Genomic DNA, 26148 nt, shown 5'->3' on the forward strand with positions numbered 1-26148 from the left:
ATTGAGAAATGAGGAGTGCAGACAGGCCGCGAACGGGCCTGTCTGTGAACAGCAGAAGGGTTATTTGCCGATGCAGAAGCTGGAGAAGATCCGCCCAAGCAGGTCATCGGAGCTGAATGCCCCGGTGATTTCGCCCAGAGAGTGCTGCGCCTGGCGCAAATCTTCGGCCAGTAGTTCACCGGCACCCGCCAAGGTCAGCTGTGCACGACCATGTTCCAGCGCTGCACTGGCGTGGCGCAGAGCTTCCAGATGCCGTCGACGGGCACTGAAGCTGCTTTCCGAGGTTTGCTCGTAGCCCATGCAGGCCTTGAGGTGTTCGCGCAGCAATTCCAGACCTTCGCCGGCGGATTTGGCGCTCAGGCTGAGGGTCACATGGCCATCGTCGCTGACTTCCAGAGCGATTGCTTCACCCGTCAGGTCAGCCTTGTTGCGGATCAAGGTGACCTTGGCCGGATCCGGCCGGGTTTCGAGGAATTCCGGCCACAGGGCAAACGGATCTGCAGCTTCCGGCGCGGTGGCATCGACTACCAGCAGCACCCGATCCGCTTCAGTGATCGCCTTCAACGCACGCTCGACGCCGATCTTTTCCACCTGATCATCGGTATCGCGCAGACCGGCGGTGTCCACCACGTGCAACGGCATGCCGTCGATGTGGATATGTTCGCGCAGGATATCGCGGGTGGTACCGGCAATCTCCGTCACGATCGCGGCTTCGCGGCCGGCCAGGGCATTCAACAGACTGGACTTGCCGGCATTCGGACGACCGGCGATCACCACGGTCATGCCATCACGCAACAACGCGCCCTGCCCGGCTTCACGCAGCACAGTGGATAACTCTTCACGCACCTTGTCGAGCATGCTCAGCACGTGGCCATCGGCGAGGAAGTCGATTTCCTCTTCCGGGAAATCGATGGCGGCTTCGACGTAGATGCGCAGGCTGATCAGTTGTTCGGTGAGGTTATGCACACGCTGGGAAAACGCCCCCTGCAGGGAGCGCAAGGCATTGCGTGCAGCCTGTGCAGAACTGGCTTCGATCAGGTCGGCGATCGCCTCGGCCTGAGCCAGGTCGAGTTTGTCGTTGAGGAACGCGCGCTCGCTGAATTCACCCGGACGAGCCAAACGGCAACCCAGTTCCAGGCAACGCTTGAGCAACATGTCGAGAACGATCGGGCCACCGTGCCCCTGCAACTCCAGCACGTCTTCGCCGGTGAACGAGTTTGGCCCCGGGAAATACAGCGCCAGACCTTCGTCCAGCACCTGCCGGTCATCACTGAAAAATGGCCCGTAATGCGCGTAACGCGGTTTCAGTTCGCGGCCGCTGATGGCTTTGGCCGCAACACTGGCCAACGGCCCGGAAATACGGACGATGCCGACACCGCCACGACCTTGAGCGGTGGCGACGGCGGCGATGGTTTCACGAGGTGCGCTCATAAACCGGAATCCAGACAAAAGTGGCAGATAGCAAAACGCCCCACTAGGGGGCGTTTTGAGTGGTGTTATCCACAGAGTAAGTTACGCCTCGGCTTTTTTCGTCGCCGCTTCGATCTTACGCGTGATGTACCACTGTTGGGCAATCGACAGGCAGTTGTTCACAACCCAGTACAGCACCAGACCAGCAGGGAACCACAGGAAGAAGAAAGTGAAGATGATTGGCATCATTTTCATGACCTTCGCCTGCATCGGATCCGGCGGAGTCGGGTTCAGACGCTGCTGGATGAACATGGTCGCGCCCATGATGATCGGCAGGATGAAGAACGGATCCTTGATCGACAGGTCGGTGATCCACAGCATGAACGGCGCCTGGCGCATTTCCACGCTTTCCAACAGAACCCAGTACAGCGAAAGGAAAACCGGCATCTGCACGAGGATCGGCAAGCAGCCACCCAGCGGATTGATCTTCTCTTTCTTGTACAGCTCCATCATGGCTTGCGACATTTTCTGCCGGTCATCGCCATGTTGCTCTTTCAGTGCAGCCAGTTTCGGCGCCACTGCACGCATGCGCGCCATGGATTTGTAGCTGGCAGCCGACAGCGGGAAGAAGATGCCCTTGATCAGCATGGTCAGGAAGATGATCGACCAGCCCCAGTTACCCACGATCGCGTGGATGTGTTGCAGCAACCAGAAGATCGGCTGAGCGATGAACCACAGAATGCCGTAGTCGACAGTCAGTTCCAGACCTGGGGACAACTCTTTCAGCACGGCCTGGCTTTTCGGACCTGCGTACAGAATGGCGCTGGTTTCAACTTTGGCACCCGGTGCAGCGGTCAGCGAAGGACCGGTGTAACCGATGATGTAGTTGCCCTTGCTGTCTTTACGCGTCTGAACGATGTTGTTTTCGCCCTTCGGCGCAACCCATGCAGTCACGAAGTAGTGTTGCAGCCAGGCTACCCAGCCACCGGTGACGGTTTCCTTGAGCTGACCTTTGTCCATGTCTTTCATGGACACTTTCTTGTACGGCTCGGAACTTGTCCACAGGGCGGCGCCCAGATAAGTCGCAGTACCGGTGGCAGTGGTGGACGAAGGGTCGGCACTGGCGTCGCGCTTCAGCTGGGCGAACATCGAACCGGACCAAGGCTGAGCGCTCTGGTTATCCACAATGTAGCTGACGGTCACGTCATACAGGCCGCGTTTCAGAGTGAAACGCTTGATGTAGTTCACGCCGTCCTTGCTGAACTTCAGGTCGACGACCAGTTGGTCCTGACCGTCAGCCAGTTGATAACTTTTCTTCTCCGAGGAGTAAACCGGACGACCGGCCGGGCTTGCGTCCGGACCGTTGGTGCCGATCAGGCCGCTTTGTGCCAGATAAGTACGCTCGCCGCCGTTGTCGAACAGCTGAAACGGCACATCAGGACGGTCCTGACGACGTGGATACAGTGGCAAAGTCAGTTGAGCAACGTCACCGCCCTGTGGATCGATCGCCAGATCGAGCACGTCGGTTTTGACCTGGATCAGATCCTTGCTGGCAGCGACCGGAGTTTCCACAGGCGCGCTGGTATCGCTTGCGGCACGCGGAATATCGTCACTGGCGGAAGCGTTATTGCCAGGAACGGTGTCCGGCAAACCGGATGCAGTCGTACTGGAAGCAACATTCTGAGTCGGCAGGGCAGCCTGGCCATAGTCCTGGTTCCATTTAAGAACCATAACGTAGGACACGATTGCCAGGGCGACGATCAGGATCGTGCGTTTGATATCCATGATTACTCGGCCATCGAAGAAGAACGGGAGGTAGGGATAGGTGGAACCGGGTCATAACCACCGGGATTCCACGGATGACAGCGACCTAAACGACGAAAGGTCAGCCAGCCACCGCGCAGAAGGCCATGATTTTCGATGGCTTCTAACGCGTAGCAGGAACAACTGGGGTAGAAACGACAGTGATCAGCCATCAGGGGACTAATGGCATAGCGATAAAACTGGATCGGAACGAGGGCCAGTTTACGCATCTGGACTGTCTACCCCTACAGTTTCGGTGTTGACTGCTGGAACTGGCTTGTTACGGGCCAGGCGCTTCCAGAGTTTGCCGAAATGCTGAATCAATTCGGGGTTTTCTACATCGCCCAAACCTTTACGCGCGACGATAACGATGTCCCAGCCGACCAGTGAGTCCTGGTGCAGACGGAACGATTCGCGCATCAGACGTTTGAGGCGATTGCGCTCAACGGAGAGCTTTACGCTCTTTTTCCCGATAACCAGCCCGAGACGGGGGTGATCAAGATCGTTGTTGCGCGCAAGGAGCAGGAGATTTTTCCCCGGAACCTTGCCGGTAGGGGAGTCAAAGACTGCCTTGAAATGCCGGGGGGTAAGCAGACGCTTTTCCCGACTGAAGTCCTGACTCACCTCCAGTACCGGATTATCAAACTGCCAGACGCGCACGACCTTTGGCGCGACGACGCGACAGGACAGCGCGACCGTTCTTGGTAGCCATGCGAGCACGGAAACCGTGGGTACGAGCGCGTTTGATAGTGCTTGGTTGGAAAGTACGTTTCATGTCGTGTTACCTGGTTCGTCCACAACGGGCCGGAATGGCCCCCGTTTTAAGAGACCGGGGATTCTAGAGAAAGCAAGCCTTCAGGTCAATTTCCAACCAACGTTTCCTTATAAATAGATCTCTGGAGCTCACGGAACCGAAATCCTGTTTGCCAGACATAAAAATAAAGAAGGGAATTATTTAAAGCTTTTCTGTAAAGCTTATAAAAGCTAGGGCGACGTTCTTCTGTGGATAACTACCTTCAGCCCTTATAAAGCTTGATGTACAGAGAATGACAACTACAGTGGAAAACCGTGTTCAGCCTGTGCTGCGCTGTCGGATAACCTGTGCGTGGAATGGCCTGTTATCCACAGGCTGGTTATCCACCGACTTCCACCCCCAGTTGTCCAGTGCCCTCAGAGGCGGTTATCCACAGAGCTTATTCACACACCGTTGGTCGCCTTTTTACCGGTTAACGCATTGATTAATCATGGTCACCACACAACCTGCATGTGGATAAGTGGACGGCTCGCCGTTACAATGGCCGCTTGTTTTTGCCTCACCGGCTTTCAACTTAGGGGATATCCGTGTCAGTGGAACTTTGGCAGCAGTGCGTGGAGCTTTTGCGCGAGGAGCTGCCTGCCCAACAATTCAACACCTGGATCCGTCCACTACAGGTCGAAGCCGAAGGCGACGAGTTGCGCGTCTACGCACCGAACCGTTTTGTGCTGGACTGGGTCAACGAAAAGTACCTCGGTCGCGTCCTTGAACTGCTGGATGAGCACGGCAACGGCATGGCGCCAGCGCTTTCCTTATTAATAGGCAGCAAACGCAGCTCGGCACCGCGCGCCGCGCCGAATGCACCGTTGGCTGCGGCGCAAGCTCAGGCCAATGCCGCGCCGGCCAGCCCGCCAACGCCAGCGCCGAGCGCAGCCCCGGCCAAGCGCTCGACGCAGAAAACCGAGGAAGTCAGTGAAGAGCCGTCCCGCGACAGCTTTGATCCGATGGCCGGTGCGGCATCGCAACAGGCCCCGGTTCGCGCCGAACAGCGCACTGTGCAGGTCGAAGGCGCGCTCAAACACACCAGCTACCTGAACCGCACCTTTACCTTCGAGAACTTCGTCGAAGGCAAGTCCAACCAGCTCGCCCGTGCGGCGGCCTGGCAAGTAGCGGATAACCCGAAGCACGGCTACAACCCGTTGTTCCTTTATGGCGGCGTCGGCTTGGGTAAAACCCACTTGATGCACGCTGTGGGTAACCATCTATTAAAGAAGAACCCGAATGCCAAGGTCGTGTACCTGCATTCCGAGCGCTTCGTGGCCGACATGGTCAAGGCGCTGCAACTGAACGCGATCAACGAGTTCAAGCGTTTCTACCGTTCGGTGGACGCGTTGCTGATCGACGATATTCAGTTCTTCGCCCGTAAAGAGCGTTCCCAGGAAGAGTTTTTCCACACCTTCAACGCCCTGCTTGAAGGTGGCCAGCAGGTCATTCTCACCAGTGACCGCTACCCGAAAGAAATCGAAGGCCTTGAAGAGCGCCTCAAATCTCGTTTCGGCTGGGGCCTGACGGTTGCCGTCGAGCCGCCGGAACTGGAAACCCGCGTGGCGATCTTGATGAAGAAGGCCGACCAGGCCAAAGTCGAGTTGCCGCACGACGCGGCGTTCTTCATTGCCCAGCGAATTCGTTCCAACGTCCGCGAGCTGGAAGGTGCGCTGAAACGCGTGATCGCTCACTCGCACTTCATGGGCCGCGACATCACCATCGAGTTGATTCGCGAATCCCTGAAGGACTTGTTGGCACTGCAGGACAAACTGGTCTCTGTGGATAACATTCAGCGCACCGTCGCCGAGTACTACAAGATCAAGATTTCCGACCTGCTGTCCAAGCGCCGTTCGCGCTCGGTGGCTCGTCCGCGTCAGGTGGCCATGGCATTGTCCAAGGAACTGACCAACCACAGCCTGCCGGAAATCGGCGATGTGTTTGGTGGTCGCGACCACACGACGGTGTTGCACGCCTGCCGCAAGATCAACGAACTTAAGGAATCCGACGCGGACATCCGCGAGGACTACAAGAACCTGCTGCGTACACTGACCACTTGATGAACACCAGCGCAGCTTATTAAGGCAAGGGACTAGACCATGCATTTCACCATTCAACGCGAAGCCCTGTTGAAACCCCTGCAACTGGTCGCAGGCGTCGTCGAGCGCCGACAGACCTTGCCGGTACTGTCCAACGTGCTGTTGGTCGTCGATGGCCAGCAACTGTCGCTGACCGGTACCGATCTGGAAGTCGAGCTGGTCGGTCGCGTGCAACTCGAAGAGCCGGCCGAAACCGGTTCCATCACCGTGCCTGCGCGCAAGCTGATGGACATCTGCAAGAGCCTGCCCAACGACGCGCTGATCGACATCAAGGTCGACGAGCAGAAGCTGGTCGTGAAGGCCGGCCGTAGCCGTTTCACCCTGTCGACCCTGCCGGCCAACGATTTCCCGACGGTTGAAGAAGGCCCGGGCTCGCTGACCTGCAGCCTGGAGCAGAGCAAACTGCGTCGTCTGATTGAACGCACCAGCTTCGCCATGGCCCAGCAGGACGTGCGCTACTACCTCAACGGTATGCTGCTGGAAGTCTCGGCAGGTGTGATCCGCGCCGTGGCCACCGACGGTCACCGTCTGGCGATGTGCTCGATGCAGGCCGATATCGGTCAGCCGGATCGCCACCAGGTGATCGTGCCGCGCAAGGGTATTCTGGAACTGGCGCGTCTGCTCACCGAGCCGGATGGCAACGTCAGCATCGTTCTGGGTCAGCACCACATCCGCGCCACCACCGGCGAATTCACCTTCACCTCGAAGCTGGTCGACGGCAAGTTCCCGGATTACGAGCGCGTTCTGCCGAAGGGCGGCGACAAGCTGGTACTGGGCGATCGTCAGGCCCTGCGTGAAGCGTTCAGCCGTACCGCGATTCTGTCCAACGAGAAGTACCGCGGCATTCGTCTGCAACTGGCCAACGGTCAGTTGAAGATCCAGGCCAACAACCCGGAGCAGGAAGAAGCGGAAGAAGAAGTGGGCGTTGAATACAACGGCGGCTCGCTGGAAATCGGCTTCAACGTGAGCTATTTGCTCGACGTGCTGGGCGTGATGACCACCGAGCAGGTTCGCCTGATCCTGTCCGACTCCAACAGCAGTGCGCTGGTGCAAGAGTCCGACAATGACGACTCGGCTTATGTTGTCATGCCGATGCGTCTGTAATCAGCTGATCCTGGATGTCCTTAAGTCGTGTTTCGGTCACCGCGGTGCGCAATCTGCACCCGGTGACCTTCTCCCCCTCCCCCCGCATCAACATTCTTTACGGCGCCAACGGCAGCGGCAAAACCAGTGTGCTGGAAGCCATTCATCTGCTGGGGCTTGCCCGTTCGTTTCGTAGCACGCGGCTGTTGCCGGTCATCCAGTACGAACAACTCGCCTGCACCGTGTTCGGTCAGGTCGAATTGGCCGAGGGTGGCCACAGTGCGTTGGGGATATCTCGCGACCGTCAGGGTGAGTTCCAGATCCGCATCGACGGGCAGAACGCCCGCAGCGCCGCGCAACTGGCAGAAATCCTGCCGTTGCAGCTGATCAACCCCGACAGCTTTCGCCTGCTCGAAGGTGCGCCGAAGATTCGCCGGCAGTTTCTCGATTGGGGTGTGTTCCACGTCGAACCGCGTTTCATGGCGACCTGGCAGCGTTTGCAGAAGGCCTTGCGCCAGAGAAACTCCTGGCTGCGGCATGGTACACTTGACGCCGTTTCGCAAGCGGTTTGGGACAGGGAACTGTGCCAGGCCAGCGCTGAAATCGATGAATACCGCCGCGCTTACATCAAAGCCTTGAAACCAGTCTTTGAACAAACCTTGAGCGAACTGGTTGAGCTTGAAGGTTTGACGCTCAGCTATTACCGAGGCTGGGACAAGGACCGGGAATTGAGTGCCGTACTGGCTGGCTCCGTGCAACGGGACCAGCAAATGGGTCATACCCAGGCCGGACCGCAACGCGCTGACTTGCGCCTTAGATTGGGCGCACACAATGCCGCGGACATCTTGTCCCGGGGTCAGCAGAAGCTGGTGGTTTGTGCCTTGCGAATTGCCCAGGGGCATCTGGTGAGCCAGGCCCGACGCGGCCAGTGTATTTATCTGGTGGATGACTTGCCGTCCGAGCTGGACGAGAGCCACCGTCGCGCGCTGTGCCGCTTGCTGGAAGACTTACGCTGCCAGGTGTTCATCACCTGTGTAGATCACGAATTATTGAGGGAAGGCTGGCAGACGGAAACGCCAGTCGCTCTGTTCCACGTGGAACAGGGCCGTATCACCCAGACCCACGACCATCGGGAGTGAAGGCATTGAGCGAAGAAAATACGTACGACTCAACGAGCATTAAAGTGCTGAAAGGCCTGGATGCCGTACGCAAACGTCCCGGTATGTACATTGGTGACACCGACGATGGCAGCGGTCTGCACCACATGGTGTTCGAGGTGGTCGACAACTCGATCGACGAAGCCCTCGCTGGCCACTGCGACGACATCAGCATCATCATCCACCCGGATGAGTCCATCACCGTTAAAGACAACGGCCGTGGCATCCCGGTAGACGTGCACAAAGAGGAAGGCGTTTCCGCCGCCGAGGTCATCATGACCGTCCTCCACGCTGGCGGTAAGTTCGACGATAACTCCTACAAGGTATCCGGCGGTCTGCACGGTGTAGGTGTGTCGGTCGTGAACGCCCTGTCCGAAGAGCTGGTACTGACCGTACGCCGCAGCGGCAAGATCTGGGAACAGACCTACGTCCACGGTGTACCTCAGGCACCGATGGCGATCGTTGGCGACAGCGAAACCACCGGTACCCAGATCCACTTCAAGGCTTCCAGCGAAACCTTCAAGAACATTCACTTCAGCTGGGACATCCTGGCCAAGCGCATTCGTGAACTGTCCTTCCTCAACTCCGGTGTCGGCATCGTCCTCAAGGATGAGCGCAGCGGCAAGGAAGAACTGTTCAAATACGAAGGCGGCCTGCGTGCATTCGTTGAATACCTGAACACCAACAAGACTGCGGTCAACCAGGTGTTCCACTTCAACATCCAGCGTGAAGACGGCATCGGTGTGGAAATCGCCCTGCAGTGGAACGACAGCTTCAACGAGAACCTGTTGTGCTTCACCAACAACATTCCACAGCGCGACGGCGGTACTCACCTGGTGGGTTTCCGTTCCGCACTGACGCGTAACCTGAACAACTACATCGAGCAGGAAGGTCTGGCGAAGAAGCACAAAGTCGCCACCACCGGTGACGATGCCCGTGAAGGCCTGACCGCGATCATCTCGGTAAAAGTGCCGGATCCGAAGTTCAGCTCGCAGACCAAAGACAAGCTGGTGTCGTCCGAAGTGAAGACTGCGGTCGAGCAGGAGATGGGCAAGTACTTCTCCGACTTCCTGCTGGAAAACCCGAACGAAGCCAAGCTGGTCGTCGGCAAGATGATCGACGCGGCCCGTGCTCGTGAAGCGGCGCGCAAGGCCCGTGAGATGACCCGCCGCAAAGGCGCTCTGGACATCGCCGGCCTGCCAGGCAAGCTCGCTGACTGCCAGGAAAAAGACCCGGCGCTGTCCGAACTGTACCTCGTGGAAGGTGACTCCGCGGGCGGCTCTGCCAAACAGGGACGTAACCGCAAGACCCAGGCGATCCTGCCGCTGAAGGGCAAGATCCTCAACGTCGAGAAAGCACGCTTCGACAAGATGATCTCGTCCCAGGAAGTGGGCACGCTGATCACTGCGCTCGGCTGCGGTATCGGTCGCGAAGAGTACAACATCGACAAGCTGCGCTATCACAACATCATCATCATGACCGATGCTGACGTCGACGGTTCGCACATCCGTACCCTGCTGCTGACCTTCTTCTTCCGTCAGTTGCCGGAGCTGATCGAGCGCGGCTACATCTACATCGCCCAGCCGCCGCTGTACAAGGTCAAGAAAGGCAAGCAAGAACAATACATCAAAGACGACGATGCCATGGAAGAGTACATGACGCAGTCGGCCTTGGAAGATGCGAGCCTGCACCTGAACGAAGAGGCCCCGGGCATTTCCGGTGAAGCGCTCGAGCGTCTGGTGAACGACTTCCGCATGGTGATGAAGACCCTCAAGCGTCTGTCGCGCCTGTACCCGCAGGAACTGACCGAGCACTTCATCTACCTGCCGGCCGTGAGCCTGGAAATGCTCGGCGACCACGCGAAGATGCAAGACTGGCTGGCTCAGTACGAAGTACGTCTGCGTACCGTCGAGAAGTCGGGTCTGGTCTACAAGGCCAGCCTGCGTGAAGACCGTGAACGTGGCGTGTGGCTGCCAGAGGTGGAGTTGATCTCCCACGGCCTGTCGAACTACGTCACCTTCAACCGCGACTTCTTCGGCAGCAACGACTACAAGACCGTCGTCACCCTCGGCGCTCAACTGAGCACCCTGCTCGACGAAGGCGCGTACATCCAGCGTGGCGAGCGCAAGAAAGCGGTCACCGAGTTCAAGGAAGCCCTTGACTGGCTGATGGCTGAAAGCACCAAGCGCCACACCATTCAGCGCTACAAAGGTCTGGGCGAAATGAACCCGGATCAGCTGTGGGAAACCACCATGGACCCAAGCGTGCGCCGCATGCTGAAAGTCACCATCGAAGACGCCATTGGCGCAGACCAGATCTTCAACACCCTGATGGGTGATGCGGTCGAACCTCGCCGTGACTTCATCGAGAGCAATGCGCTGGCGGTTTCGAACCTGGATTTCTAAGGTTGCCGACTCTGCTCACGAAAAGCCCGCGCAAGCGGGCTTTTTTTTGCGTTCAATTTCGTCTTGAGGCGCGATACGATGCGGCTCTCCCGTCGCAGACAGGCGGCGGCCGGATTGTAGAAAAACGACTAAAAAAAGAGCAATCAATTGACTCATCAATGCGTAACGAAGGATTCCGTTAGACGTCCATGGGTCAATGCGTTGCCCTTGCTGCTGGGGGTTGTGGCGTTTTTTATCGTCATCGGCCCCAGGGCGCTGAACCCGCAAAACATTGCGTGGCTGGGCAGTGGTGATCCGGCCACGCACTACCTGGGTTGGGTGTTCTTCAGACACTCGCCCTGGTCTTGGCCCCTAGGACTTAACCCTTCGTATGGATTGGAGCTGAGCAGCGCAATCATCTTTTCTGATTCCAATCCTCTGTTGGCCTTGATCTTCAAACCCTTCGCCGAATGGCTGCCCGAACCCTTTCAGTACTTTGGCCTCTGGCTACTGCTGTGCTTCGTGCTACAGGGCTGGTTCGCCTGGAAGCTGGTGGGCTTGGCCACCGCCAACAATGCGCTGCGCTTATTGAGCGTGACGCTTTTTCTGTTCAACCCTGCACTGATTTCGCGAATGGGCGAGCATCTGTCCCTCGCGGGGCATTTTCTGATCCTGGCCGCGTTGTTTCTGGCATTGCGCCCTCGCGTCAAATGGCGTCGTTTGGCTTGGGGCGGATTGTTGGCATTCGCGGCCTTGATACACGCTTATCTATTGGCAATGGTGGGCTTGATCTGGCTGGCCGACCTGCTGACTCGATCATTGAAGCGGCAATTGCCATTGAAAAACGCGTTGGTCGAACTGGTTGGCTTTCTGTTGCTGACAGCGGGGTGTTGCTGGCAAGCGGGCTATTTCACCGTTAAAGGAGAGGGCCTTGCTTCATTCGGCTTTGGTTTGTTTCGCGCCAACGCGCTAACCTTTTTCGACCCCGCCGGATGGTCTTATATTCTGGGCGATATACCTGGCGTGCCTGGGGATTCGGCCGGTATGGCTTTTCCGGGGACTGGGGTGATATTCCTGTTGGCTTGCGTGCTGTGGTTCATCCGCTCAGGCAATAGCCATGTCGTGGCAGCACTGCGCAAACAGTGGTTATTGCTGATGGCACTGTTGGGCCTGATGCTTTTTGCGTTCTCCAACAGGATCGGTGTCGGACCGTTCGAGTTCGTTTATGGATTACCTGAGCCTGTCATTGCCATGGCCGGTATTTTCCGCGCTTCGGGGCGAATGATCTGGCCGGTCATGTACGCGGCGATCTTTGCGGTGGTGTTCCTGATCGTGCGTAACGCGGCGCCACGGACCGCGCTGGTACTGTTGCTGACAGCGCTGCTGGTACAGGTCGTCGACACCCGGGCTGGTTGGGCCGGCATACGCCGGCAACAGATGGCCACGCCCGCTGTAGCCTGGCAAAGTCCAATGGTCGATCCGTTCTGGCAAAGTGCAGCGGCGCATTATGAGAAGGTCCGCTACATGATTCCGCAGAACCTGACGGCTCATTGGATGACGCTTTCCGATTACGCGGGCAACAACCGCCTCGCCACCGATGCGGTGTACTTGGGCCGCGTAAGCGCACAAGCCCAGGAGGATCTGCAGCATACCGCCGCCAGAACCATCGACTCCGGCAAATATCAATCCGATACTCTCTATGTGCTTGAGCAGCGGGCAGCGCTGCAAGCGGCGCTCAATGTGGACGGTGCCAGCGACGCGTTGGTCAGGATTGACGGCTTCTATGTGCTGGCACCGGGCTGGAGGCGCTGCGCTGAGTGTCTGCCAAGCATGGTTGGTGCACCCCGGGATTTGATCCCTTCATTCGGTGCCGGCGAGAAACTGAAGTTTGTCGAGGGGAGCCGAGGCGCAGACGCACTCGGCAAAGGCTGGTGGTTTGCCGAGACGTGGGGTACAGGGTCAGTCGGCTCTGATGCCGAGATCATTCTTCAGCCCAAAGCTGGCGTGAGTTCACTGACGCTTGAAACCAATGCGTTTCTGTCTGAGAAAACCCCGCGTCAAGCGGTAGATATCATGATCAATAACGTGCCTATTACCTCTACCAGCCTGACCAACGCCACCAGCAACACAATCAACATCAACCTGCCCGCCGAGGTGCAGGCTCTCGTCGCACAGCAAGGCGTGCTGCGTATCCAGCTGCACTTCCCGCTGGCAATCAGCCCGCATGACCTGGGCTGGAGCGAAGACACTCGCAAACTGGCGATCGGCTTGCTGGCGCTGACCTTTCATTGATCAAGGGGGCCAACGCAATGCTGTTGGCCTGCCCTTTTCACTCGCTCGTTGTCGCGACACTTTCCAACCGATACCCATACCCATAAATCGTCAGCAACTGCCAACCCCGATCCGCCGTCAGCCCCAGTTTGTTGCGCAGGCGATAGATGTGCGTATCCAGTGGCCGTGACGACGCCACTTCTTCATGGGGCCAGAAGCGTTCGTATAGGTACTCGCGCGACAACGGCCGACCCAGGTTACTGAACAGGCAGCGCGCCAGGCGGTATTCACGCTCGGTCATGATGACTGCCTTGCCCTCGCGGGTGACGCTCAGTTCGGCATCGTCGAATGTCAGGTCATTGAAGGTCAGGACTTCGGCAGCGGTACTGCGTTGCTGACTATGCCGGCGCAGTACGGCGGCGACTCGGGCTTTCAACTCGTTGGGGCGGAACGGTTTGCTCACGTAATCGTCGGCACCGGCGTTCAGCGCCTGGACGATATCGCTTTCGCCGTCGCGGCTGGTCAGCATGATCGCGGCGGGTGGCGACTCCATGTGCTCACGGGTCCAGCGCAGCAGCGCCAGGCCCGTCAGGTCGGGCAGTTGCCAGTCGAGGATCAGCAGGTCGAAAGTGTCCCGGCGCAACTGGCGCAGCAGGTCCTCGCCCCGCTCAAAGCTGTGCAGCGACCAGGGCTGGTCTCCCACCGCAGCCATCTGCTGCAGGGTTTGCTCGACCCGACGCAGTTCGGCGGGTTCATCGTCCAGTATCGCAACGCGCATACGCGTGGGTTCCTTGTTGCTTGGGCAGTGGCCGGCCACCATAACGGCTTGGCCTGTGCGGTGAAAGTAAGCAATCCACCATCGGTCGTCGTCCGCTATGATTCTTCGGATCTACCTCCTCAGACCTGTGACCCATGAAACCATTCACTGTCACCTGCCCTGTTTGTCATGAATAGCCCGCGTCGGCGTGAAAGCCGCGAGCCGAGTCAGGTCCAACGCCTGTTTCGGCGGCTGGTCCGTGAGTGGTTGTGGATAAGTCTAGTGTTGTTACCGCTGACTGCCTTGTTGTCGTATCGCGCCCAGATCAATTTGCACGACACGTCGCCGGGCTTGAGCGCATTGCTCTCGGTGGGGCTGGTGGCGTGTGTCCTCGGCTTGCTGCTGTGGCGCCCGCGCTGGGCGATCTGGGTAACATTGGGCGGGGTGGCGTGCGTGTTGCTGGCCAGCGTCGGCCTGGCGGAAGTCCGGCACTGGTGGTCACCGACCCCATCGGCGCTCGGCATGTTGTTCGGTTACCTGATCTGGAACTGGCGGCGCCTGAGCGTGGTGCTGACGTATTTTGGCTGGGAGCTGGCGCGGCTGGACCGCGAGCCGAAAGTATTTCCGGAACGGCGCCGCGCGCAATTAACCAGCGCCGACCAGCTGCAGGGCCAGATCATGGCGCTGGAGCAAGCGATGAGCCGCACCCGCGATACCCGGCGCTTCATTGCCGACGGTCTGGAGTACCTGCCGGTGGCGACGCTGATCAGCGATCCCAAGGGGCAGATCCTCTTGGGTAATCGCAAGGCTCGGGTATTGTTCGATCACCCGCTGGTGGGTGGCGACGTTCTCGAGCAACTGGCCCGTCTCGGTTACCCGGAGTTGTCCACAGAACCCCGCCCGGCATTGTCCACTCTGGCGCTGCTGGAGTTTCGCGATCACAAGGAGCGCAGCCTGCGTCTGGAGCGGGCGGCATTGCTGCCGGTGGACGGCGATACTCCCATTGGCTGGCTGCTCAGCCTCACCGACCTGAGTGCCGAACGCGCCGCTGAAGAACAGCGCGGCGTACTGCTGCGTTTTCTGTCCCACGACCTGCGCGCCCCGCATTCGGCGATCCTTGCTCTGCTCGATGTGCATCGCCATCAGGCCGGAGCGGATTCACCGCTGTTCGAGCAGATCGAGCGCCAGGTCCGCCGCGCGCTGGAATTGACCGATGGCTTCGTGTTGCTGGCGCGGGCGGAATCCGAGGCTTACCAGTTTCAGCCCAGCCTGTTCGCGATGCTGGTGCTGGACGTGCTGGATCAGGCGTTGCCCATCGCCCAGCAGAAAAGCATCGAACTGCTGCACACGATGGACGAACAATCCCAGGAGCGTCTGGTCAACGCTGATCAAGGCCTGCTGACCCGCGCCTTGTTCAACCTGTTGGAAAACGCCATCAAGTACAGCCCGGCCGACACAACGATCGAGTTGAGTGTCAGTTGCCAGGGCGACTGGTTGCGCTGTGAACTGAGCGATCAGGGCAAAGGCATCGCCGCCGAGGAATTGCCGGATCTGTTCATGCAGTACCGACGCTTTTCATCGGCGCAAGGTATCGATGGTGTGGGTTTGGGGCTGTCGATGGTCAAGGCAGTGGTCGATCATCATGGCGGCAGCATCGAGTGCCACAGCATCGTCGATCAAGGCACCACGTTCCGGCTGCAGTTACCGCTGATCGCTGAGTGAACAGGTACAAAAAAACCGGCTATATCAGCCGGTTTTTTTACTTCCGAAAAAAACTTATGCACCTTTTACGGTGCTTTATGAGCTTGAGAAATATATAAGTAAATCAGTTACTTAAATTAAAGATTCAGGCCTTTTCAACAAAACCGTACACAGGTTATCCACAAAATCTCAGACAGCCATCTGATCACTGGCTGCAGGCGCTTGCGGTGCCGGCGGAAGCGAACCCATTTCGCGCTGAGTCCGTTCGTTCCAGGCTTGTACCCGGTCGTTCAGATCGGCGATAGCGCGCGGGCCAGTGCCTTCGGCATACATCGGCTCGCCGATGACCACGGTGATCACGCCCGGCTGCTTGCCCCAGCCGATTTTCGGCCAGAATTTGCCGGCATTGTGTGCAATCGGCAGTACCGGAAGCGCCGCATTCACCGCCAACGCGCTGCCACTGCGGGAGAATTTGCCGACGGTGCCGTAAGGAACGCGGGTGCCTTCAGGGAAGATCAATACCCAGACGTTATCCTTGAGCAGTTCATCGCCTTTGGCGGCCACTTGCTTGAGCGCCGCTTTCGGGTTGTCGCGGTCAATCGCGATCGGCCGCAGCATGGCCATGGCCCAGCCGAAGAACGGCACGTACAGCAATTCACGCTTGAGCACCTGGCTCAAGGGCGAGAAATAAGCGGAGAGAAAGAACGTCTCCCAAGTGCTCTGGTGGTTCGACTGAATCACGCAGGGCCGATCCGGCACATTTTCCGCGCCTTTGATCTCGTAACGAATGCCGAGAAACACCTTGGTCAACCACAAGGCGCAACGGCACCAGTACACGTTGATGAAACGATAGCGCGCCTTGAACGGCAAAAAGGGCGCGATAAAAAAGCTCAGGCTGCACCACAGCAAGGCAGTGGTGCCCAGCAGCAGGTAAAAGAGGAAGATTCTGATGGCCTGCAGTATCGACATGGCGACGTTTACCGTTACGGGCGATGCCCGACTGTTCAAGCGCACTCCCGATCAATCCCTGGTCAGGAACTTCAGAAGCACTCTAGTTGTGGATAAGTTCTGCGGCAATCGCCGCCAGATCGTCAAAAATCAGGGTGCCGACCGGAAGGGTCTTGCCCAGAGTTTTTTCGCCTTTCCCGGTCTTTACCAAAACGGGCTGTGAATCGACGGCTTTGGCGGCCTCCAGGTCACCAAGGCTGTCGCCGACGAACCAGACATTCGTCAGCGCCACGTTGTAATGCTCGGCGATGGTTTTCAACATCCCCGGTTTCGGTTTGCGGCAATCGCAACCCTCATCCGGGCCATGCGGGCAGTACACGATCAGCCCGACTTCACCGCCCTGCTCCGCCACCAGCTCGCGCAGGCGCGCGTGCATGGCATCGAGGGTGGCGAGGTCGTAATAGCCCCGAGCAATGCCCGACTGGTTGGTGGCCACCGCCACCGTCCAGCCGGCCTTGCTCAACTGCGCAATCGCTGCGATCGAGCCGGGCAAAGGAATCCACTCCTCCACCGACTTGATATAAGCGTCGGAGTCGTAATTGATCACTCCGTCCCGATCGAGAATCAGCAGTTTCAACAGCAGTCCCTCAACCCAGCAGCGAAATGTCGGCAACCCCGAGGAACAGACCACGCAGGCGCGCCAGCAGCGCGTAGCGGTTGGCCCGGACCTTGGCGTCTTCGGCATTGACCATGACGGCGTCGAAGAACGCGTCTACCGGCTCACGCAATGCAGCCAGACGTGCCAGCGATTCGTTGTACTGACGCGCTGCGGCCATTGGCTGCACCGCCTGATCCGCTTGCTGGATCGCCGAGTACAGCGAGAACTCGTTGGCGTTGTCGAAGTACTTGGCCTCGACCACGGTCGGCACCGAGCCTTCAACCTTGCTCAACAGGTTCGATACACGCTTGTTCACTGCCGCCAGCGCTGCCGCTTCCGGCAGTTTGCGGAAGGCCTGAACCGCTTGCACACGCTGGTCGAAGTCCAGCGCCGAACCCGGCTTCAGCGCACGTACCGACAGGTAGGTGGCGACATCGACGCCTTCGTCTTCGTAACGCGCGCGCAGACGGTCGAAGATGAATTCCTGTACCGAGTCGGCCAGGCCGGCAGCCTTGACCTTGGCACCGAACGCATTCACGGCGAAGGCCACGGCGTCGTTCAGGTCCAGATCCAGCTGTTTCTCGATCAGGATACGCAGCACGCCGAGTGCCGCACGGCGCAGGGCATACGGGTCTTTGCTGCCGGTTGGCAGCATGCCGATACCGAAGATGCCGACCAGGGTGTCGAGCTTGTCGGCGATTGCGACGGCCGCACCGGTCAGGGTCGCCGGCAGTTCAGCACCGGCACCGCGTGGCATGTACTGCTCGTTCAGCGCCAGCGCGACGTCTTCCGGCTCGCCGTCATTGAGCGCGTAGTAGTAACCGGCGACACCTTGCATCTCCGGGAACTCGCCGACCATTTCAGTGGCCAGGTCGCACTTCGACAGCAAGCCGGCACGGGCCGCCCACGAAGCATTGCCGCCGATACGTGCGGCGATGTACGCCGCCAGTTTCGACACGCGCTCGGCCTTGTCGTAGACGCTGCCGAGTTTTTCCTGGAACACCACGTTCTGCAGGCGCAGGTTGAAGTCTTCGAGTTTCTGCTTCTTGTCTTGCTTGAAGAAGAACTCGGCGTCGGTCAGGCGTGGGCGAACCACTTTCTCGTTACCGGCGACGATCTGCTGCGGATCCTTGCTTTCGATGTTGGCGACGGTGATGAACCGTGGCAGCAACTTGCCGTCGGCATCCAGCAGGCAGAAGTACTTCTGGTTGTCCTGCATGGTGGTGATCAGCGCTTCCTGCGGCACGTCGAGGAAGCGTTCCTCGAACGAGCACACCAGCGGCACCGGCCATTCGACCAGCGCGGTCACTTCATCGAGCAGCGCCGGCGGCACGATCGCGGTGCCTTCCTGACGGGTCGCCAGTTCTTCGGTGCGCTTGCTGATGATCTCGCGACGCTCGTTGGCATCGGCCAGCACGTAGGCGGCACGCAGGTCGGCCAGGTAGCTCGACGGCGAACCGATGCGCACGCTTTCCGGGTGGTGGAAACGGTGACCACGGGAGTCGCGGCCAGCCTTCTGCGCGAGGATGGTGCAGTCGATGACCTGGTCACCGAGCAGCATGACCAACCACTGGGTCGGACGCACGAACTCTTCCTTGCGCGCACCCCAACGCATGCGTTTCGGGATCGGCAGGTCGTTCAGCGAATCTTCGACGATGGTCGGCAGCAGGCTTGCGGTTGGCTTGCCGGCGATGTTCTGGCTGTAACGCAGTTTCGGGCCGCTCTGGTCGATTTCGCTCAGCTCGACGCCGCACTTCTTGGCGAAGCCCAGGGCTGCCTGAGTCGGGTTGCCTTCAGCGTCGAACGCAGCCTGACGCGGCGGGCCGTCGAGGTTGATGCTGCGATCCGGCTGCTGGGTGGCCAGCGCGGTGATCAGCACGGCCAGACGACGCGGTGCGGCGTAGACGGTTTTGCTTTCGTAGCTCAGGCCGGCAGTTTGCAGGCCCTTGTCGATACCGGCGAGGAACGCTTCAGCCAGGGTGTTCAGGGCTTTGGGTGGCAGTTCTTCGGTGCCCAGTTCAACCAGAAAATCTTGAGCACTCATTGTGCAGCCTCCAGCTTGGCCAGTACTTCGTCACGCAGGTCCGGGGTCGCCATCGGGAAGCCCAGCTTGGCGCGGGCCAGCAGGTAGGCTTGCGCAACGGAACGCGCCAGGGTGCGTACGCGCAGGATGTATTGCTGACGCGCGGTCACCGAGATCGCGCGGCGTGCGTCCAGCAGGTTGAAGGTGTGCGAGGCCTTCAAGACCATTTCGTAGCTCGGCAACGGCAGCGGCTGGTCGAGTTCGATCAGGCGCTTGGCTTCGCTTTCATAGAAGTCGAACAGTTCGAACAGTTTGTCGACGTTGGCGTGTTCGAAGTTGTAGGTGGACTGTTCCACTTCGTTCTGGTGGAACACGTCGCCGTAGGTCACCTTGCCGAACGGACCGTCGGCCCAGACCAGGTCGTAGACCGAATCCACGCCCTGCAGGTACATGGCCAGACGCTCGAGACCGTAAGTGATCTCGCCGGTCACCGGGTAGCATTCGATGCCGCCGGCCTGCTGGAAGTAAGTGAACTGGGTCACTTCCATGCCGTTGAGCCAGACTTCCCAGCCCAGACCCCAGGCGCCGAGGGTCGGCGATTCCCAGTTGTCTTCGACGAAGCGGATGTCGTGGACCAACGGGTCCAGGCCGACATGCTTGAGCGAGCCCAGGTACAGTTCCTGAAAGTTGTCCGGGTTCGGCTTCAGGACGACCTGGAACTGATAGTAGTGCTGCAGACGGTTCGGGTTTTCCCCGTAGCGGCCGTCAGTCGGACGGCGGCTTGGCTGCACGTACGCGGCGTTCCAGGTTTCCGGGCCGATGGCGCGCAGGAAGGTCGCGGTGTGGAAAGTGCCGGCGCCTACTTCCATATCGTAGGGCTGAAGTACCACACAACCTTGCTCGGCCCAGTATTGCTGGAGCGCGAGGATCAAGTCTTGGAAGGTACGCACGGCTGGCGTAGGCTGGCTCACGAAATTCACCTGTTTCTTGGGCTGCGATTTAAAGAGCGGGAGTATACCCGATTCAGTCGCACCTCCACCCCCTGGAGCCTTATGCCACGCTGCTTTTGGTGTACCGAAGATCCGCTGTACATGGCTTATCACGATCAGGAGTGGGGCACGCCGCTACGCGATGCGCAGGGTTTGTTCGAGTTGCTTTTGCTCGAAGGGTTCCAGGCCGGCCTTTCCTGGATCACTGTGCTGCGCAAACGCGAGCGCTACCGCGAGGTGTTGTACGGCTTCGACGTGCAGCGCGTGGCGCAGATGAGCGACGCGGAAATCGCTGAGTTGATGCTCGATCCGGGGATCATCCGCAACCGCCTCAAACTCAATGCCGCCCGGCGTAATGCGCAAGCCTGGCTGGCGCTGGAAGATCCGGTGGCCTTCCTCTGGTCGTTTGTCGGTGACAAACCGGTCATCAATCATTTCAAGGATCGCAGCGAAGTCCCGGCCATCACCCCCGAAGCCGTGGCGATGAGCAAAGCCCTGAAAAAGGCCGGATTCACCTTCGTCGGCCCGACCATTTGCTACGCGCTGATGCAGGCCTCGGGCATGGTCATGGATCACACCCAGGACTGCGATCGCTACGCGCAGCTGGTCAACGGCGGTTAGAATGGCCGCCTCGCGCACAGCACAAAATCAGGAGTGACCTGTGGAAAAGTTTAAAGGCGCCTTGCTGGTAGGCGCTCTGCGGCTGTTTGCCCTGCTGCCATGGCGGGCCGTGCAGGCCGTGGGTTCGGCGATCGGCTGGATCATGTGGAAAACCCCCAACCGCTCCCGCGACGTGGTGCGGATCAACCTCGCCAAATGTTTTCCACAGATGGACCCGGCCGAGCGCGAGCGCCTGGTCGGCCAGAGCCTCAAGGACATCGGCAAGTCCCTGACCGAAAGCGCCTGCGCGTGGATCTGGCCGGCCCAGCGTTCGATCGATCTGGTGCGCGAAGTCGAAGGCCTCGACATCCTCAAGGATGCGCTGGCCTCGGGCAAAGGCGTGGTCGGCATCACCAGCCACCTGGGCAACTGGGAAGTGCTCAACCACTTCTATTGCAGCCAGTGCAAACCGATCATTTTCTACCGCCCGCCGAAGCTCAAGGCGGTGGATGAATTGCTGCGCAAGCAACGCGTGCAACTGGGCAACAAGGTCGCTGCCTCCACCAAGGAAGGCATCCTCAGCGTCATCAAGGAAGTGCGCAAAGGTGGTGCAGTGGGCATTCCGGCTGACCCGGAACCGGCCGAATCCGCCGGGATCTTCGTGCCGTTCTTCGCCACCCAGGCGCTGACCAGCAAATTCGTGCCGAACATGCTCGCCGGCGGCAAAGCGGTCGGCGTGTTCCTGCATGCCCTGCGCCTGCCGGACGGTTCCGGCTACAAAGTGATCCTCGAAGCGGCGCCGGAAGCCATGTACAGCACCGATACCGAGGAATCCTGCGCGGCCATGAGCAAGGTGGTCGAGCGCTATGTCGCGGCGTATCCGAGCCAGTACATGTGGAGCATGAAGCGTTTCAAAAAGCGGCCGCCGGGCGAAGCGCGCTGGTACTGAGCAAGTTGGCACACTCTGTGGATAACCTGTAGAAGCTGCCGCAGGCGGCGATCTGTTGATCCTGCTTCTGCGGCTTATCCACAGCCTCGTTCATTCAAGGGCGCATAAAGATGTCCGAACACTGCAAATCTTTCCGCATCAAGATCACCCACGACAGCTTCGGCGAATGCCTCGGGCAAACGCGCAATCTGTCCACTACGGGGGTCTACGTCCAGCATCCGCGGCTGGCTTCGTTGCCCAAGGGCGCTGTGGTTTACGGGCAAGTGCAGGGCTTGCCCACGGGCGCGCCACGGGTGCGAATGGAAGTGGTGACGGTGGATGCCGAGGGCATCGGCCTGCGCTATCTCTAGCTTATTGCGCCTGACGGTCGAGCTTCTTCAGAAACACCGCCATCTCCTTCTCGGCCTGCTTGTCGCCATGGGCGCGGGCGGCTTCCAGACCTTGTTCCCATGCCTGCCTTGCGGCGGCGTGATCGCCGAGTGCGAGTTGCGCCTTGCCCAATAGCTTCCACGCCGCCGAGTACTTCGGGTCGAAGCCGACACAGCGCTGGAAATGCTCGGCGGCTTTGGCGTTCTCGCCCAAATCCAGATAACCCTTGCCGAGGCCGAAGCGCAGCAATGAGTTATCCACACCCTTGGCGAGCATTTTTTCCAGGGATTCGAGCATGGGCAGAGTCCTTTTCTGTGGAGTGTCAGGTGTTGATCGGTGTCAGTTATACCGCTTTCGCGAGCAAGCCCGCTCCCACATTTGGAATGCGTTCCCCTGTAGGAGTGAGCCTGCTCGCGATGGGGCCAGGTCTGATCACGCAGTAATCCGGATCAGAAGAAGCTGAGACCCACATGAAACAACTTCTCCACATCGCGGATATGCTTTTTATCCACAAGGAACAGAATCACATGGTCACCGGTTTCGATCACCGTATCGTCGTGGGCGATGATCACTTCTTCGTTGCGGATGATCGCGCCAATCGTGCTGCCCGGCGGCAGGCCGATTTTTTCGATCGGTCGGCCGATGACCTTGCTCGACTTGGCATCACCGTGGGCAATCGCCTCGATGGCTTCCGCCGCGCCCCGGCGCAGTGAGTGCACGCTGACGATATCGCCACGCCGTACGTGGGCCAGCAAGGTGCCGATGGTCGCCAGTTGCGGGCTGATGGCGATGTCGATATCGCCGCCCTGGATCAGGTCGACGTACGCCGGGTTGTTGATGATCGTCATCACCTTCTTCGCGCCCAGGCGTTTGGCCAGCAACGACGACATGATGTTGGCTTCGTCATCGTTGGTCAGGGCGAGGAAGATGTCGGCGTCGGCGATGTTCTCTTCCAGCAGCAGATCACGGTCCGACGCGCTGCCCTGCAGCACCACGGTGCTGTCGAGGGTATCCGAGAGGTAGCGGCAGCGTGCCGGGTTCATCTCGATGATCTTCACCTGATAACGGCTCTCGATGGCCTCGGCCAGGCGCTCGCCGATCTGCCCGCCGCCGGCAATCACGATGCGCTTGTAGGTTTCGTCGAGGCGGCGCATTTCGCTCATCACCGCGCGAATATTCTCACGGGCGGCGATGAAAAAGACTTCGTCATCGGCCTCGATCACCGTGTCGCCTTGCGGCAGGATCGGTCGGTCGCGACGGAAAATCGCCGCGACACGCGTCTCGACATTCGGCATGTGTTCGCGCAGCTGGCGCAGCTGTTGGCCCACCAGCGGCCCGCCGTAATAGGCGCGCACCGCCACCAGTTGCGCCTGGCCTTCGGCGAAGTCGATCACTTGCAGCGCGCCCGGATGCTGGATCAGGCGCTTGATGTAGTTGGTAACCACTTGCTCGGGGCTGATCAGCACGTCGACCGGAATCGCTTCGTTCTGGAACAGCTGTTCTTCGCGATTGAGGTAGGACGCTTCGCGCACCCGGGCGATTTTGGTCGGGGTGTGGAACAGCGTGTGCGCGACCTGGCAGGCGACCATGTTGGTCTCGTCGCTGTTGGTCACCGCCACCAGCATGTCGGCATCGTCGGCGCCGGCCTGGCGCAGCACCGACGGCAGCGAGCCGCGGCCCTGAATGGTGCGGATGTCGAGGCGGTCGCCGAGGTCGCGCAGGCGCTCGCCGTCGGTGTCGACCACGGTGATGTCGTTGGCTTCGCTCGCCAGGTGTTCAGCCAGCGAACCGCCGACCTGCCCCGCACCGAGGATGATGATTTTCATCCAGTCACTCCATTGAATCCGTTTAGCCGCGCGGGGCAGCGATCTTGATCAGCTTGGCGTAGTAGAACCCGTCATGCCCGCCCTGCTGGGCCAGCAATTGGCGACCATGGGGCTGTTTGATCCCGGCCGTGGTGGCCAGATCCAGCTCGCGGGCACCGGGCGTGCGCTCGAGGAACGCGGCGATGACTTCGGTGTTCTCGGTGGGCAAGGTCGAGCAAGTGGCGTAGAGCAGGATGCCGCCGACTTCGAGGGTTTTCCACAGGGCGTCGAGGAGCTCGCCTTGCAGCAGCGCGAGGGCGGCGATGTCGTCGGCCTGACGGGTCAGTTTGATGTCCGGATGGCGGCGGATCACGCCGGTGGCCGAACATGGCGCGTCGAGCAGGATGCGCTGGAACGGTTTGCCGTCCCACCACGCGGCGGTATCGCGACCGTCGGCAGCGATCAGTTCGGCGCTCAGGCCCAGCCGTTCAAGGTTCTCCTTCACCCGCACCAGACGTTTGGCTTCCAGATCCACCGCCACCACGCCGGCCAGCGCCGGTTCGGCTTCAAGGATGTGGCAGGTCTTGCCGCCGGGGGCGCAGCAGGCGTCGAGCACTCGCTGGCCCGGGGCCAGATCGAGCAGATCGGCGGCCAGTTGCGCGGCTTCGTCCTGCACACTGATCCAGCCTTCGGCAAACCCCGGCAGGCTGCGCACATCGGCAGCGGCCTCAAGGACGATGCCGTCGCGGCTATAGACGCAGGGCGTGGCAACGATGCCGGCGTCGCTGAGCAAGCCGAGGTAGGCGTCGCGGCTGTGATGCCGGCGGTTGACCCGCAGGATCATCGGCGGGTGCGCGTTGTTCGCGGCGCAGATCGCTTCCCATTGCTCCGGCCAGAAGGCTTTCAGGGATTTTTGCAGCCAGCGCGGGTGGGCGGTGCGCACCACCGGATCACGCTCAAGCTCGGCAAAAATCGTCTCGCTTTCGCGCTGGGCATTACGCAGCACGGCGTTGAGCAGACCCTTGGCCCACGGCTTTTTCAGCTTGTCGGCGCAACCGACGGTTTCGCTGATGGCCGCGTGCGGCGGCACGCGGGTGTAGAGCAGTTGATAGAGACCGACCAGCAGCAGCGCCTCGACATCGGCGTCGGCAGCCTTGAACGGCTTCTGCAGAAGCTTTTCCGCCAGCGCCGACAGCCGTGGCTGCCAGCGCGCGGTGCCGAACGCCAGATCCTGGGTGAAGCCGCGATCACGGTCTTCGACCTTGTCCAGTTGCGTCGGCAGGGAGCTGTTCAACGAAGCCTTGCCGCTGAGGACGGCAGCGAGTGCCTTGGCGGCAGCCAGACGCGGGTTCATTGCGCGTCCACCACGGCGCCGAGCACGGTACCGACGGCGAATTTCTCGCGACGGCTGTTGAACAGGTCGCTGAAGTTCAGCGCCTTGCCGCCGGGCAGTTGCAGACGGGTCAGGCACAACGCCTGCTCACCGCACGCGACGATCAGACCGTCCTTGCTGGCGCTGAGGATTGCACCCGGCGCGCCTTTGCCGTCAGCCAGGGTCGCGGCCAGCACTTTCAGCGCTTCACCGTTGAGGGTGCTGTGGGTAATCGGCCATGGATTGAAGGCGCGTACCAGACGCTCCAGCTCAACCGCCGGACGGCTCCAGTCGAGGCGCGCTTCGTCCTTGTTCAGTTTGTGGGCGTAGGTGGCGAACTCGTCGTTCTGTACTTCGCCTTCGAGGGTTCCGGCGGCCAGGCCGGCAATCGCCTGGACCACGGCGGGCGGGCCCATTTCGGCAAGACGGTCGTGCAGCGTGCCGCCCGTGTCGTCGGCGCTGATCGGGGTCACGACCTTGAGCAGCATCGGCCCGGTGTCGAGGCCCGCTTCCATGCGCATCACGGTCACGCCGCTTTCGGCATCACCGTGTTCCACGGCGCGCTGGATCGGCGCCGCACCGCGCCAGCGTGGCAGCAGCGAGGCGTGGCTGTTGATGCAGCCCAGACGCGGAATATCCAGCACCGCTTGCGGCAGGATCAGGCCGTAGGCGACCACCACCATCAAGTCCGGTTGCAGCGCGGCCAGCTCGGCTTGAGCGTCAGCGTTGCGCAGGGTCGGCGGCTGCAACACCTGGATATTATTTTCCAGGGCCAACTGTTTGACCGGGCTCGGCATCAGTTTTTGCCCGCGACCGGCCGGACGATCCGGTTGGGTGTAGACCGCAACGATCTCGTAAGGGCTGTTCAGCAGGGCCTTGAGGTGTTCGGCGGCAAATTCCGGGGTACCGGCAAAAACGATGCGCAGTGGCTCAGTCATGAAGGGCGTCTCATAAAAAGAAAAAGGCTTGCCGCA

At 60.0% G+C, this 26148-nt stretch carries 23 protein-coding genes; 9 read left to right on the forward strand and 14 right to left on the reverse strand.

Features of this window, described 5'->3' with window-relative positions:
• Positions 1-60: 60 nt before the first annotated feature.
• From mnmE to rpmH, 5 genes are all read right to left on the reverse strand, one after another.
• Positions 61-1431 (reverse strand): tRNA uridine-5-carboxymethylaminomethyl(34) synthesis GTPase MnmE, encoded by a 1371-nt coding sequence (gene mnmE, locus V9L13_RS20780; RefSeq protein ID WP_338800416.1) that lies wholly within the window; start codon positions 1429-1431, stop codon positions 61-63.
• Between the two features lie 81 nt (positions 1432-1512).
• On the reverse strand, positions 1513-3195 hold the full coding sequence (yidC, locus tag V9L13_RS20785; protein ID WP_201136175.1) for a membrane protein insertase YidC: 1683 nt from the start codon (positions 3193-3195) through the stop codon (positions 1513-1515).
• A 2-nt stretch (positions 3196-3197) separates the two neighbouring features.
• A complete protein-coding gene (gene yidD / locus V9L13_RS20790) occupies positions 3198-3443 on the reverse strand; it encodes a membrane protein insertion efficiency factor YidD (RefSeq protein ID WP_010565858.1) in 246 nt (81 codons plus the stop codon).
• Positions 3436-3837, reverse strand: coding sequence for a ribonuclease P protein component (gene rnpA, locus V9L13_RS20795; protein WP_045122860.1), 402 nt, complete (start codon positions 3835-3837; stop codon positions 3436-3438). Before rnpA ends, yidD begins: the two co-directional genes overlap by 8 nt.
• Before the next feature lie 16 nt (positions 3838-3853).
• A complete protein-coding gene (gene rpmH, locus V9L13_RS20800; RefSeq protein ID WP_003213577.1) occupies positions 3854-3988 on the reverse strand; it encodes a 50S ribosomal protein L34 in 135 nt (44 codons plus the stop codon).
• 566 nt (positions 3989-4554) lie between these two features.
• Here rpmH and dnaA point away from each other — a divergent pair.
• From dnaA to V9L13_RS20825, 5 genes are all read left to right on the forward strand, one after another.
• Positions 4555-6069 carry a chromosomal replication initiator protein DnaA gene (gene dnaA, locus V9L13_RS20805; RefSeq protein WP_003220200.1) on the forward strand — a complete coding sequence of 505 codons (1515 nt, stop codon included), beginning with the start codon at positions 4555-4557 and terminating at the stop codon, positions 6067-6069.
• Between the two features lie 39 nt (positions 6070-6108).
• Entirely contained in the window at positions 6109-7212 is a 1104-nt protein-coding gene (dnaN, locus tag V9L13_RS20810) for a DNA polymerase III subunit beta (RefSeq protein ID WP_003220202.1), read from the forward strand.
• Between the two features lie 14 nt (positions 7213-7226).
• A complete protein-coding gene (gene recF / locus V9L13_RS20815) occupies positions 7227-8330 on the forward strand; it encodes a DNA replication/repair protein RecF (protein WP_003220208.1) in 1104 nt (367 codons plus the stop codon).
• Positions 8331-8335: 5 nt separating this feature from the next.
• Positions 8336-10753 carry a DNA topoisomerase (ATP-hydrolyzing) subunit B gene (gene gyrB, locus V9L13_RS20820; RefSeq protein ID WP_007960764.1) on the forward strand — a complete coding sequence of 806 codons (2418 nt, stop codon included), beginning with the start codon at positions 8336-8338 and terminating at the stop codon, positions 10751-10753.
• A 201-nt stretch (positions 10754-10954) separates the two neighbouring features.
• Entirely contained in the window at positions 10955-13024 is a 2070-nt protein-coding gene (locus V9L13_RS20825) for a DUF6311 domain-containing protein (protein ID WP_338800417.1), read from the forward strand.
• A gap of 37 nt (positions 13025-13061) precedes the next feature.
• On the opposite strand, the gene V9L13_RS20830 is transcribed toward V9L13_RS20825, so the two are convergent.
• Entirely contained in the window at positions 13062-13781 is a 720-nt protein-coding gene (locus V9L13_RS20830) for a response regulator transcription factor (protein WP_338800418.1), read from the reverse strand.
• A 168-nt stretch (positions 13782-13949) separates the two neighbouring features.
• Here V9L13_RS20830 and V9L13_RS20835 point away from each other — a divergent pair, with 168 nt between their 5' ends.
• On the forward strand, positions 13950-15482 hold the full coding sequence (locus tag V9L13_RS20835) for an ATP-binding protein (protein WP_338800419.1): 1533 nt from the start codon (positions 13950-13952) through the stop codon (positions 15480-15482).
• Between the two features lie 168 nt (positions 15483-15650).
• Here the strand turns inward: V9L13_RS20835 and V9L13_RS20840 are convergent, their stop codons facing one another.
• The 4 genes from V9L13_RS20840 to glyQ form a co-directional block, all read right to left on the reverse strand.
• Positions 15651-16430: a lysophospholipid acyltransferase family protein gene (locus V9L13_RS20840; RefSeq protein ID WP_003220219.1), complete on the reverse strand. Its 780-nt coding sequence runs from the start codon at positions 16428-16430 to the stop codon at positions 15651-15653.
• Between the two features lie 82 nt (positions 16431-16512).
• Positions 16513-17052 carry a D-glycero-beta-D-manno-heptose 1,7-bisphosphate 7-phosphatase gene (gene gmhB, locus V9L13_RS20845; protein WP_177434763.1) on the reverse strand — a complete coding sequence of 180 codons (540 nt, stop codon included), beginning with the start codon at positions 17050-17052 and terminating at the stop codon, positions 16513-16515.
• 4 nt (positions 17053-17056) lie between these two features.
• On the reverse strand, positions 17057-19111 hold the full coding sequence (gene glyS, locus V9L13_RS20850) for a glycine--tRNA ligase subunit beta (protein ID WP_338800420.1): 2055 nt from the start codon (positions 19109-19111) through the stop codon (positions 17057-17059).
• A complete protein-coding gene (glyQ, locus tag V9L13_RS20855) occupies positions 19108-20061 on the reverse strand; it encodes a glycine--tRNA ligase subunit alpha (protein ID WP_003187265.1) in 954 nt (317 codons plus the stop codon). Before glyQ ends, glyS begins: the two co-directional genes overlap by 4 nt.
• Before the next feature lie 81 nt (positions 20062-20142).
• Here glyQ and V9L13_RS20860 point away from each other — a divergent pair, with 81 nt between their 5' ends.
• The 3 genes from V9L13_RS20860 to V9L13_RS20870 all read left to right on the forward strand — a co-directional run bounded on the left by V9L13_RS20860 (position 20143) and on the right by V9L13_RS20870 (position 21978).
• Positions 20143-20700, forward strand: a complete 558-nt coding sequence (locus V9L13_RS20860) for a DNA-3-methyladenine glycosylase I (protein WP_003220226.1) — start codon at positions 20143-20145, stop codon at positions 20698-20700.
• A gap of 40 nt (positions 20701-20740) precedes the next feature.
• On the forward strand, positions 20741-21628 hold the full coding sequence (locus tag V9L13_RS20865) for a lysophospholipid acyltransferase (protein ID WP_027610276.1): 888 nt from the start codon (positions 20741-20743) through the stop codon (positions 21626-21628).
• A gap of 110 nt (positions 21629-21738) precedes the next feature.
• On the forward strand, positions 21739-21978 hold the full coding sequence (locus V9L13_RS20870) for a PilZ domain-containing protein (RefSeq protein ID WP_003220229.1): 240 nt from the start codon (positions 21739-21741) through the stop codon (positions 21976-21978).
• 1 nt (position 21979) lies between these two features.
• Here the strand turns inward: V9L13_RS20870 and V9L13_RS20875 are convergent, their stop codons facing one another.
• The 4 genes from V9L13_RS20875 to fmt form a co-directional block, all read right to left on the reverse strand.
• On the reverse strand, positions 21980-22294 hold the full coding sequence (locus tag V9L13_RS20875) for a tetratricopeptide repeat protein (protein ID WP_103483994.1): 315 nt from the start codon (positions 22292-22294) through the stop codon (positions 21980-21982).
• Positions 22295-22446: 152 nt separating this feature from the next.
• Entirely contained in the window at positions 22447-23823 is a 1377-nt protein-coding gene (gene trkA, locus V9L13_RS20880; RefSeq protein WP_003220233.1) for a Trk system potassium transporter TrkA, read from the reverse strand.
• A 22-nt stretch (positions 23824-23845) separates the two neighbouring features.
• Positions 23846-25156 carry a 16S rRNA (cytosine(967)-C(5))-methyltransferase RsmB gene (gene rsmB / locus V9L13_RS20885; RefSeq protein WP_338800421.1) on the reverse strand — a complete coding sequence of 437 codons (1311 nt, stop codon included), beginning with the start codon at positions 25154-25156 and terminating at the stop codon, positions 23846-23848.
• Positions 25153-26112 carry a methionyl-tRNA formyltransferase gene (gene fmt, locus V9L13_RS20890; RefSeq protein ID WP_338800422.1) on the reverse strand — a complete coding sequence of 320 codons (960 nt, stop codon included), beginning with the start codon at positions 26110-26112 and terminating at the stop codon, positions 25153-25155. The genes rsmB and fmt overlap by 4 nt, the downstream gene beginning before the upstream one ends.
• Positions 26113-26148 lie beyond the last annotated feature (36 nt).

The sequence above is a fragment of the Pseudomonas sp. RSB 5.4 genome, from assembly GCF_037126175.1.
Lineage (GTDB): Bacteria > Pseudomonadota > Gammaproteobacteria > Pseudomonadales > Pseudomonadaceae > Aquipseudomonas > Aquipseudomonas fluorescens_H.

Excerpts from the sequence above, each read along its gene's own strand:
- glyS (WP_338800420.1), bottom strand. The coding sequence starts at position 19,111 with ATGAGTGCTCAAGATTTTCTGGTTGAACTGGGCACCGAAGAACTGCCA.
- rsmB (WP_338800421.1), bottom strand. The coding sequence starts at position 25,156 with ATGAACCCGCGTCTGGCTGCCGCCAAGGCACTCGCTGCCGTCCTCAGC.
- V9L13_RS20875 (WP_103483994.1), bottom strand. The coding sequence starts at position 22,294 with ATGCTCGAATCCCTGGAAAAAATGCTCGCCAAGGGTGTGGATAACTCA.
- V9L13_RS20830 (WP_338800418.1), bottom strand. The coding sequence starts at position 13,781 with ATGCGCGTTGCGATACTGGACGATGAACCCGCCGAACTGCGTCGGGTC.
- V9L13_RS20835 (WP_338800419.1), top strand. The coding sequence starts at position 13,950 with ATGAATAGCCCGCGTCGGCGTGAAAGCCGCGAGCCGAGTCAGGTCCAA.
- dnaN (WP_003220202.1), top strand. The coding sequence starts at position 6,109 with ATGCATTTCACCATTCAACGCGAAGCCCTGTTGAAACCCCTGCAACTG.
- V9L13_RS20840 (WP_003220219.1), bottom strand. The coding sequence starts at position 16,430 with ATGTCGATACTGCAGGCCATCAGAATCTTCCTCTTTTACCTGCTGCTG.
- fmt (WP_338800422.1), bottom strand. The coding sequence starts at position 26,112 with ATGACTGAGCCACTGCGCATCGTTTTTGCCGGTACCCCGGAATTTGCC.
- V9L13_RS20860 (WP_003220226.1), top strand. The coding sequence starts at position 20,143 with ATGCCACGCTGCTTTTGGTGTACCGAAGATCCGCTGTACATGGCTTAT.
- yidC (WP_201136175.1), bottom strand. The coding sequence starts at position 3,195 with ATGGATATCAAACGCACGATCCTGATCGTCGCCCTGGCAATCGTGTCC.
- trkA (WP_003220233.1), bottom strand. The coding sequence starts at position 23,823 with ATGAAAATCATCATCCTCGGTGCGGGGCAGGTCGGCGGTTCGCTGGCT.
- rpmH (WP_003213577.1), bottom strand. The coding sequence starts at position 3,988 with ATGAAACGTACTTTCCAACCAAGCACTATCAAACGCGCTCGTACCCAC.
- V9L13_RS20870 (WP_003220229.1), top strand. The coding sequence starts at position 21,739 with ATGTCCGAACACTGCAAATCTTTCCGCATCAAGATCACCCACGACAGC.
- mnmE (WP_338800416.1), bottom strand. The coding sequence starts at position 1,431 with ATGAGCGCACCTCGTGAAACCATCGCCGCCGTCGCCACCGCTCAAGGT.
- recF (WP_003220208.1), top strand. The coding sequence starts at position 7,227 with ATGTCCTTAAGTCGTGTTTCGGTCACCGCGGTGCGCAATCTGCACCCG.
- yidD (WP_010565858.1), bottom strand. The coding sequence starts at position 3,443 with ATGCGTAAACTGGCCCTCGTTCCGATCCAGTTTTATCGCTATGCCATT.